This window comes from Micromonospora sp. NPDC047753, from assembly GCF_040642735.1.
Taxonomy (GTDB): domain Bacteria; phylum Actinomycetota; class Actinomycetes; order Mycobacteriales; family Micromonosporaceae; genus Micromonospora.
The window spans coordinates 1-9191 of record NZ_JBEYSL010000264.1 but is presented as its reverse complement, the minus strand read 5'-3'; the positions used below and the strand labels follow the sequence as shown (position 1 = coordinate 9191).

Annotated in this window: 10 protein-coding genes and 1 pseudogene; 3 read left to right on the top strand and 8 right to left on the bottom strand. The window is 72.9% G+C overall.

The genetic code is table 11. From position 1 onward, the window contains the following. Positions 1 to 53 precede the first annotated feature (53 nt). Positions 54 to 1247: an acyl-CoA dehydrogenase family protein gene (locus tag ABZ749_RS21295; RefSeq protein ID WP_357230217.1), complete on the bottom strand. Its 1194-nt coding sequence runs from the start codon at positions 1245 to 1247 to the stop codon at positions 54 to 56. A gap of 1 nt (position 1248) precedes the next feature. Next, positions 1249 to 1701: an SCP2 sterol-binding domain-containing protein gene (locus ABZ749_RS21290; protein ID WP_357230215.1), complete on the bottom strand. Its 453-nt coding sequence runs from the start codon at positions 1699 to 1701 to the stop codon at positions 1249 to 1251. 67 nt (positions 1702 to 1768) lie between these two features. Here ABZ749_RS21290 and ABZ749_RS21285 point away from each other — a divergent pair, with 67 nt between their 5' ends. Further along, positions 1769 to 2407, top strand: a complete 639-nt coding sequence (locus ABZ749_RS21285) for a TetR/AcrR family transcriptional regulator (protein ID WP_357230213.1) — start codon at positions 1769 to 1771, stop codon at positions 2405 to 2407. Here the strand turns inward: ABZ749_RS21285 and ABZ749_RS21280 are convergent. Beyond that, positions 2382 to 3050 (bottom strand): DedA family protein, encoded by a 669-nt coding sequence (locus tag ABZ749_RS21280; RefSeq protein ID WP_357230219.1) that lies wholly within the window; start codon positions 3048 to 3050, stop codon positions 2382 to 2384. The genes ABZ749_RS21285 and ABZ749_RS21280 overlap by 26 nt on opposite strands. A 167-nt stretch (positions 3051 to 3217) precedes the next feature. Between ABZ749_RS21280 and ABZ749_RS21275 the strand changes: the two genes are divergently transcribed. Both ABZ749_RS21275 and ABZ749_RS21270 read left to right on the top strand, forming a co-directional pair. Continuing rightward, complete coding sequence (locus ABZ749_RS21275; protein WP_357230211.1) at positions 3218 to 4369, top strand: histidine kinase; 1152 nt, start codon at positions 3218 to 3220, stop codon at positions 4367 to 4369. Continuing rightward, the gene (locus ABZ749_RS21270; RefSeq protein ID WP_357230209.1) at positions 4366 to 5007 is read left to right on the top strand and encodes a response regulator transcription factor; all 642 of its coding nucleotides are present in this window, start codon (positions 4366 to 4368) and stop codon (positions 5005 to 5007) included. The genes ABZ749_RS21275 and ABZ749_RS21270 overlap by 4 nt, the downstream gene beginning before the upstream one ends. 12 nt (positions 5008 to 5019) lie before the next feature. Here ABZ749_RS21270 and ABZ749_RS21265 read toward each other — a convergent pair whose 3' ends face one another. The 5 genes and pseudogenes from ABZ749_RS21265 to ABZ749_RS21245 all read right to left on the bottom strand — a co-directional run. Continuing rightward, the gene (locus ABZ749_RS21265; RefSeq protein WP_357230207.1) at positions 5020 to 5640 is read right to left on the bottom strand and encodes a DedA family protein; all 621 of its coding nucleotides are present in this window, start codon (positions 5638 to 5640) and stop codon (positions 5020 to 5022) included. A 72-nt stretch (positions 5641 to 5712) separates the two neighbouring features. After that, complete coding sequence (locus tag ABZ749_RS21260; protein ID WP_357230205.1) at positions 5713 to 6975, bottom strand: adenylosuccinate synthetase; 1263 nt, start codon at positions 6973 to 6975, stop codon at positions 5713 to 5715. Then, a complete protein-coding gene (locus ABZ749_RS21255) occupies positions 6972 to 7931 on the bottom strand; it encodes a hypothetical protein (protein ID WP_357230203.1) in 960 nt (319 codons plus the stop codon). Before ABZ749_RS21255 ends, ABZ749_RS21260 begins: the two co-directional genes overlap by 4 nt. 9 nt (positions 7932 to 7940) lie before the next feature. Beyond that, positions 7941 to 8909: a serine/threonine protein kinase gene (locus tag ABZ749_RS21250; RefSeq protein WP_357230201.1), complete on the bottom strand. Its 969-nt coding sequence runs from the start codon at positions 8907 to 8909 to the stop codon at positions 7941 to 7943. Beyond that, positions 8906 to 9191: pseudogene (locus ABZ749_RS21245) on the bottom strand (DNA hydrolase); the annotation flags it as partial. The pseudogene ABZ749_RS21245 and the gene ABZ749_RS21250, both read right to left, overlap by 4 nt.

The following is a 9191-nucleotide window of genomic DNA, read 5'->3' as shown; positions in this document are numbered from 1 at the left end:
GACGAAGCGTCGGCCGTCCCAGCCGATCTCCTGGATGGGTTGGAGCTCGACGCTCAGACCGGCCTGCCGGGCGGTCTCGGCGAGGTAGCCGGCGGCTCGAAGATGGTGTAGATCTTGGCGTCCCGGTACCAGCGCTCGACCGGGTGGTCACGTAGGAAGCCGGCTCCGCCGAGCAGTTGCACTGCCTTCTCGGTGACCGACACGGCCACCTCGCCGGCCTTGAGCTTGGACATCGATCCTTCGCCCGCTGTGAACGGGCGGTTGTTGCGGCCCATCCACGAGGCCCGCCAGACCAGCAGCCGCGCCGCGTCGATCTCCATCCGCATGTCGGCCAGCGCGAACGCGACCCCCTGGTTCTCGATGATCGGGCGTCCGAACTGGACGCGGTCCTTCGCGTAGTCGAGGGAGTATTCGTAGGCGGCCCGGGCCACGCCGAGCGCCTGGGCGCCGACGGTGGGTCGGGACAGCTCGAACGTGCGCATCGCGGCCTGCCCGGTGGACCGCTGACCGGAGCGGGCACGGTCGAGGCGTTCCAGCAGGGCGTCCCGTCCGCCGAGGAGGCAGCGGCCGGGTACGCGTACCCCGTCGAGGAAGACGTCGGCGGTGTGTGACGCGCGGAGGCCGAGTTTGCGCAGCTTGCGGGTGGCGGCCAGGCCGGGGGTGCCGGGCGGTACGACGAACGCCGCCTGACCCCGGGAGCCGAGCGCGGGGTCGACGGAGGCGGTGACCACGTGCACTCCGGCGATGCCGCCGTTCGTGGCGTACGCCTTCTGGCCGGTGAGCACCCACTCGTCGGTGGCCTCGTCGTAGACGGCCCGGGTGCGCATCGCGCCGACGTCGGAGCCGGCTTCCGGCTCGCTGGTGCAGAAGGCGGCGACGGTCGGTGAGTCGACGTCGCCGAAGCACTGCGGCACCCACTCGACCATCTGGTCCGGGGTGCCGGCGCCGTAGATGGCGGCGACGGCGAGCGAGGTGCCGAAGATGCTCATACCGATGCCGGCGTCACCCCAGAAGAGTTCCTCGCTGGCGATCGGAAGGGAGAGCCCGGTCGGGTCGGCCCAGCAGGTGGCGAGGAACTCGAAGCCGTAGAGGCCGACCTTGGCGGCTTCCTGGATCACCGGCCACGGGGTGTCCTCGCGTTCGTCCCACTCGGCGGCGGCCGGGCGCACGACCTCGGCGGCGAAGCCGTGCACCCAGTCGCGTAGATCCCGCTGTTCCTCGTTCAGGTCGAGCGAGAACTCAGCCATGTCAGGCCTTGGGGATGTCGAACAGGTTGGCGATGTTGGCGGCGAGGCCGAGGTCGCCCTTCGCCTTCAACTTGCCGGTCATGAACATCATCACCGGGTTGGCGCCACCGGAGACGATCTTCAGGAACTCGACCGGGCCCATGGTGAGAGCCAGCTTCGGGTCGTGCTGCGGGGTCGAGTTCACGACGCAGGTGCCGTCGGCGATGACCACCTCGTAGGTGTCGCTGCCGCCGTCGGGGCGACCGGTGATGATCCAGTGGATGACCGCGTTGGTGGAGCCGGCCCGGTCCGCGCGGAACAGCGACGGCATCCGGCCGAACACCTCACCCAGGACCTTGTCGCGCATGTCGCCGGACATCACCTGGGCGATCTTGTCGTCCGGGGTGGACTTGACCAGCTGGGCGAACTCCTTGGGGCCCACGTTGGCGAAGGTGGCCGGGTCGAAGTCAGTCATCAGGTGTGCCTTCCGGAAGATTGGCTACTCGTGCGTAACCCTACGCACGAGTAGGTATGCTCGCAAGGTGTCCAGCGTCCCCGCCTTCAAGCGCCTGCCTCGCGCCGTCCGCGAGCAGCAGATGCTCGACGCGGCCGTCAAGGTCTTCTCCCGACGTGGTTTCCACGCCGCCAGCATGGACGAGATCGCCGAGGACGCCGGCATCTCCAAACCCATGGTGTACGCGTACCTCGGCACCAAGGAGGAGCTCTTCGTCGCCTGCCTGCACCGGGAAGGCACCCGGATGATGCAGGCCATCGCCGGGGCGGCGGCCCCCGACCTGCCGGCCGACGAGCGGCTCTGGCGCGGGCTGAGGGCGTTCTTCGGCTTCGTCGGCGCCTACCGGGACGGCTGGGCGGTGCTCTACCGGCAGGCCCGGGGCGAACAGCCGTTCGCCGGCGAGTTGGCCACCATGCGGGCCCGGCTGGTCGAGGTGGTCGCCGGAATGCTCGACCACGCGCTGCGCGCCGAGGGCCGCGAGATCGCCGCCATCGACCTGGAGGTCGTCGCGTACGCCCTGGTCGGCGCGACCGAGTCGTTGGCTGACTGGCTCGCGGACCACCCGGACGCCGACCCGGAGAAGACGGCCACCCGGATGATGAACGTCGCCTGGCTCGGCGCCGCCCAACTGCTGCACGGCGTCACCTGGCGTCCGCCGGCCGCCTGACGGCCCCGGCGGAAAGAGCGTCGGTGCCCGGCTCGCCGGCCCGCGCCGTACGGCGGCGGTTGCGGAGCCAACGGACCACCTCGACGACCACCGTCACCGTCAGGGCGAGGCCCAGACCGAGCAGGAGACCACGCAGCGGGTCCTGCTCGAAGGCGAGCCCACCGACGTACCCGACCAGCGCGGAGTAGAGCCCCCACGAGCTGGCGGCCAGCGCGTCGAAGGCGAGGAACCGTCGCCGGGGATAGCGCACCGCACCCATGGTGAGGGTGACGGCGGTCCGGCCGCCGGGGATGTAGCGGGCCACGGTGAGGATCAGGCCGCCCCGGGTGGCGATCCCCCGACGGGCCCGGTCGATGGCGGCCCGGCGTCGACCGTCGGGCGGCAGCCGGTCGAGCAGCCGGGTGCCGCCGCCCCGCCCGATGGCGTACGAGATGTGGTCCCCGACCAGCGCCCCGGCGGCGGCCACCAGGATCACCGCCGGCAGGTACGGCGCTCCAGAGGCCGCGAACACCCCCGCGGTGATCACCGCCGTCTCGCTCGGCACCACCGGGAAGAAGCCGTCGAGCACCGCGATCGCGAAGATCGCCAGGTACACCCAGGGCGAGGACATCGTGTCGTGCAGCAGGTCGAGCAGATCCATGATCCCGATGCTGGTCGGGGCGGCGGCTCCCGACATCGGCCAGTGGTCAGGTGGGCGGCACTACTTAGGTAGCGGCCGGCCCGGACTGTGCATCGGGGTCATCCCCCACCTCACCCGGGTACGGCGCTGCGGGGCGGCCCGATGCGTCGGCTGGGCCCTAGGCTCGCTGCGTGGCCTCCAGCGCCGTCGCCCTCCGGCGGGTCGTCCATCGGTACGCCCCGCCGCTGCTCGCCGTCCTGGTCGCCGCAGCCGTGTGGGCCAGCGCGACCGGTGACATCGGGGTCCGCTCGCCGCTGCCGAGCATGGTCGTGCTGCTGATCGCACTGGGCTCGGCCTGGGCCGCCGGCACGGTCCGGACCCGCCGCTGGCCGTTGTTCCTGGCCGCGGCGGTCGGCTGGCTGGTGCTCGCCGCGGCGGCGGCCGGGGTGCTGGCCTCATACCAGGCGGGTCTGCGGTTGCGAGGTCGCCAACTCGCCGGGTACCTCGCCGGTGCGGCGGGGGTGCTGACCGGCGGGGTGCTGGTCGGGCTGGCGGTGGGTGGCGTACGCCGGATCACCACCGCCAGCACCGGCAACGTGCTGCTGCTCGCCGCTGGCCTGGTGGGGCTTCCGTTGATCTTCGGCCTGTGGGTGCGGGCCCGTCAGGACACGCTCGCCGCCCTGCGGGACCGGGCCGAGCGGCTGGAACGCGAGCAGGAGGCCCGCGCCGACCGGGTCCGCGCCGAGGAACGGACCCGGATCGCCCGGGAGATGCACGACGTGGTGGCACACCGGGTCTCGTTGATGGTGGTGCACGCCGGGGCGCTGGAGGTGACCGCCGCGGACCCGGCCACCGTCGAGGCCGCCGCGCTGATCCGGACGACCGGCCGGCAGGCGCTCACCGACCTGCGCGAGGTGCTGGGTGTGCTGCGCCAGGCCGACCCGACCGTGACGCCGGAGCGGGGGCTGGACACGTTGGATGAGTTGATCGGGGAGTCCCGTGCCGCCGGGCTGCGGGTGTCCCGGCAGGACGAGGGTGTGCCGAGGGCACTTCCAACGACGCTGGGGCGTACCGCGTACCGGGTGGTCCGTGAGGCGCTGACCAACGTTCGCAAGCACGCGGCCGACGCCGAGACGACCGTCTGCCTGCGCTACCTGCCCGACGGGCTGGAGGTGCTGGTCCGTAACGGCCCGTCCGAGGGCGGGTCGGCGTTGCCGGGTGCCGGGCAGGGGCTGCTCGGGCTGCGCGAGCGGGTGGAGCTGCTCGGCGGCCGGTTGGAGGCAGCTCCGGTGGACGACGGCTTCCTGGTCCGGGCCCTGATTCCGCTGGCGGGTGCGACGTGATCCGGGTCGTGGTGGTCGACGACGAGCAGTTGGTTCGGGCCGGGCTGCGGCTGATCCTCGAGGCGGCGGAGGACATCACTGTCGTCGGTGAGGCAGCCGACGGTGCCGGCGCGCTGGAGCAGGCCCAGCGGTTACGCCCCGACGTGGTGCTGCTCGACGTGCGGATGCCGGGCGTCGACGGGCTGACCGTGGCGCCCGACGTGGTCGCCGTCGGCCCAAAGGTGATCATGTTGACCACCTTCGACCTCGACGAGTACGTGCACCGCGCGCTACGTGCCGGCGCGGTCGGCTTCCTGCTCAAGGACACCCCGCCCCGCGAGCTGGCCGCCGCCGTCCGCACGGTGGCCGCCGGGAACGCGATGCTCGCCCCGACGGTGACCCGGCGCCTCATCAGCTCGTTCGCCGAGCGCGGTCCGGCCCGCCGGGAGGCGGCCCGTGAGCGGCTCGCACCGCTGACCGAGCGGGAGCTGGCGATCGTCCGGGAGGTGGCGCGCGGGCGCGGCAACGCGGAGATCGCCCGGCGGCTGACGATGAGCGAGGCCACCGTCAAGGCACACGTCAGCCGGGCGCTGGCGAAACTCCACGCGGGCAACCGGGTGCAGCTGGCCATCCTGGTGTACGACGCCGACCTGCTGTGACGGGTGTGCCCGTCAGCGTCGAGCGGCGGCGCGTCGGTGCGCCTGGCGGCGCAGCCACCGAATCCCCTCCAGCCCGAACGTGACGACCAGCGAGACCCCCACCCCGACCAGCACGCCCTTCACCGGGTCACGTTCGAAGGCCAGCCCGCCGAAGTAGCCGAGCAGCCCGCAGTACAGCGCCCAGGTGATCGTCGCGATGCTGTCGTACAGCAGGAACGACCGGCGGGGATAGCCCACCGCGCCCATGGTGAGGGTGACGGCGGTCCGCCCGCCCGGCACGTACCGGCTGGTGGTCAGGATCATCCCGCCGCGCCTGTCCACCGCCCGCCGGGCCCACTCGGAGCTGGCCCGCCGGCGGCTGCCGTCGGGCAGGCGGGCCAGCCGGCGGGCACCTCCGCCCTTTCCGATGGCGTACGAGATATGGTCGCCGACCAGCGCGCCCACGGCGGCGCTGACGATCACCAGGGTCAGGCTGGGGTGCCCGGCGCTCGCCGAGAGCACCCCGGCGGTGATCACCGCCGCCTCGCCCGGCACCGCGGGGAAGAACGCGTCGACCGCGGTGAGCCCGAAGATCACCAGGTAGACCCACGGCGACGTGACCGTCCCACGGAGGAGGTCGAGGAGGGCGTCCATTCCCCCATGCTTGCCGGGCGCGACCTGCCCGGTGGGCGAGTCGCCGGATCACAGGCCTTCGGCCCCGAGTTGTCAGTTGGCGCGGACCAGGGCCGGTGGGGCCAGCAGTGGGCCGCACCGGGTCTTGTCGTCGGCGGTGGGGCCGTGCGAGGTCAGCACCACCGGGGTGCCCAGCTCCGCGCGTACCGCCTCGGCCCAGTCCGCCGGTGGGTCGTCGTACACCGGGCGCGAACGCAGCAGGCGGGCGGTGAGCGCGGCCTGCCGGTCCAGGTCGCCGGGCGGGCCCGGGGTGAGCCGGTCGGTGGTGTCGTAGCGGCGGCAGATCCGCAGGTCGGGGCCGGTCAGGTCGAGGTGGGTAAGGGCCAGGCCGTCGACGCCGCCGGCCGCGGCGAGGGCGTACCGGTGGGCGACCGCGTCGAAGTGGCCGAACCGGAACCGGCCCTGCCACGGGTTCGTGGCGTTGTGCGCGTCGGCGAACGGCAGGCTGCTGTCCTCGGTCACCAAGGGGCCGTGCCCGTGCCGGGTGGTGACGACGCGGAGCACCCCGATCCGGGTCACGTCCCCGGGTCGGCCCGCCTCGGCGAGCAGGCTGTCGACGTTGGCGAACGTCGTGGTGCTCCAGGTGGTGTACGGGTGGAAGCCGTGCCACTCGTCGAGCAGCACCCCCTGCGCGCCCTCGAAGACGCAGGTCCCGGTGCGCAGCGCCCCGGCGAGCCAACTGCCGTCGACGATGGCGACCCGGTCGGCGAACCCGATGTACGCGGGCAGGCAGTCCTCGATCGGTGGCGCGTCCAGCGGGCCCAGCTCGGCGGTCAGCCGGTCCCGCAGGATGGTCAGCCTGCGGCGCAGCAGTGCCGGGTGGTGGCAGTCGGCGACCCGGGGCGCGTCGTCGGGATGGGCGAGACCGTACGCGACGGCCTCGCCCACCCCCAGCCCGCAGGAGCCGTGCCGGTCGGCTCCCCGGGCGATCTCGCGGGCCCGGTTGGCGGCCCGGTGGTACGGGGTGGCGAGCAGTGCGTCCCCGTCGACGGTCAGCCGGTCGAGCGCGTCGGGCACCCCGACAGTGGCGAGGTGGTCGGCCTCGGCGGCCATCGCCAGCGGGTCCACCACCACGTGCCGGGACAGGTGCGTACGCACACCGGGATGGAAGGTGCCGGCGCCGAACTGCGCGAACGTGTGGTGCCGCCCGTCGCGCAGCACGACGTTGTGTGCCGCCTGCGCGCCCCCGTTGAAGCGGACCACCGTGTGCACGGGACGGGTGGCGCAGAGCCAGTCCACAACGGTGCCCTTGCCGGCGTCGCCGTAGCCGAGGTCGACCACCGCCACGTGGTTCACAGCCGGGTCACCCCGCTGGCCGTGTCGGTGAACGTCGGCAGCGTCGACACCTCGGCCCGCCGTCCCCGACCGAGGCGGGCCAGCGCCTTCGACACGGTCCCGGTGGCGCTGGAGCCGGCGCGGTCCAGGTCACGCAGGCCCTCGTCCAGGTCGATGGCCTGCTCGCCGAGGCCGATGGTGAGCGCGATGGTCTCGCAGACCGCGTCGAGGTCGTCGAGCACGACGGTGTTCTGCCCGAGCAGGTCCCGCCAGAAGTCGAGCACCGTGGCGTTGCCGGAGTAGTGGCTGCCGGTGGGGAGCAGGTAGTAGGTGTCCCAGCGGCGGGTCACCTCGTCGACGACCTGCCGCAGCGGCACGTCCTCGGAGAGGTCGTCCCCGATCAGGCCGGCCACCTCCCGGGCCTTCACCCGCTGGTACGCCAGCTCGTCGCCGATGATGAACAGGTAGCCGCGCCGGCCGCGCTTCTCCCAGTTGTCGGTGACCGTGTGCCGGGCCATGAAGTACATGGCCAGTTCGTACGACTCGCTCATCTGTCCGCCGCCACCGCCCTCCAGCACGATCCGGCCGAGGTCGTCGTCCATCCGGTTGTCCGACTCGAACTGGCCCACCTGCAACGGCACCCGGTCGCAGGTGGCGTCGCCGATGGCACCGAACATGATCTGCGGGTCGCTGGCGTAGCCCTGCCGTTGCAGCAGCCCGAGCAGTTGCGGCAGCTTGGTCTGCAGGACCCGCGGCACCGTGCGCATCGAGCCGGTCACGTCGAAGAGCACCGCGACGGGGGTCGACCGGGGGTGCTCGGCGGAGTCGCGGCTCTCGCGGGTCGCGTCCCTGGGGTCGAGCGCGGGGTGCACTGTGCGCGCCCCACTGTCGCTGTAGGAGAAGGCGCTCCTGCCGGTGGACCGGCGGTAGCGGTCGGCTGCGTCGTACACGTCGGTGGACCAGATTCCACTGCCCATGACAGCTCCTTAGGGGGTGAGGGTGAAGGGTCGGAAGGTGCGTGGCCCGTAGAGCCGGTCCAGCACCTGGTCGAGTTCGCGCAGCAGGCGCCAGGCGTCGTCGGGCCGGGCGCCCAGGGACCGTTGCCGGCAGCCCTGCGCGAAGGTGTGCAGCTCGCGGGGCGCGCGCGGGCCCATCAGCCAGCTCATGCAGTGGCTGGCCATCGCGATGTCGGTGCCCGGCCCGCACGGCTGCTTCTTGAGGACTTCCTCCGGGTCCCAGCCGTGGCCGGGGACCACCGCCGGGATGGTGCTGCCGACAGCCGCGGAGAAGCACCAGTCGATCAGCACCACGCCGTGGGCGTCCGGCTCGATCAGCACGTGTCGGGGCACTACCGCGCCGTGCACCACGCCCGCCCGGTGGGCCAGGCCGAGCACGACCAGCAGCCGCCGCCACATCCAGGCGACATCCCGGGCGTCCAGCCCGTCGGGGTACGCGCGCCGCACCTCGTCGAGGTCGTGCAGGCCGGGTGCGGTGGCGAGCACGTTGATCCGCCGTTCCGCGCCGGTGCCGGCGTCGCGGTGCCGGAACTCGTCGACCAGCCGGGGCACGTACGGCAGGTAGCGCGGGTCGCCGCGCTCGGCGATGGTGCGCAGGGCGTGCGCCTCGCGGGCCATCAGGTCGTTGTCGGTGGGCCGTCGGGGGAGCTTCAGCAACCGGTCGTCGCCGACGTCGTAGAGGTCGGCGAGGTCACCCGAGTGGGTTGGCGTGCCGAGCCGGTAGCCGCCGAGGACTGTGGTCTGCCGTGCCTGCCACCGGGTGGTGACGTGGATGAACGCGTCGATGGCTTCGGCGCGTACCGACGGGTCGGTCGGCAGGCGGTCGGGGTGCAGGGCCGCGACCAGCTCGCGGTAGCGGCGGGCCGGCTGGTCGGCGCCGAACAGGTCCGCGTCGGTGCGGGCGGCCGCGACCAGGTGGATTGCCTCGGTGGCCCTCACCGCACCGTCTCCTCGCGGGCGGGGCGCAGCAGCGCCGGGTGCAGCAGGCGGGCGTCGCCGGCCCGGTAGAGGCGGGCGCGCGGGCCGCCCCGGGCACCACCGCGCTCGGTGCTGGCGCCGGTGCTCTCCACGAAGCCCGGCACGGAGAGCACCTTGCGGTGGAAGTTGCCGGCGTGCAGCGGGTGCCCCCAGACCGTCTCGTAGACGGCGCGCAGTTCGCTGATCGTGAACTCGGCGGCGAGGAAGCGGGTGGCGAGCGGGGTGTACTCCAACTTGGAGCGG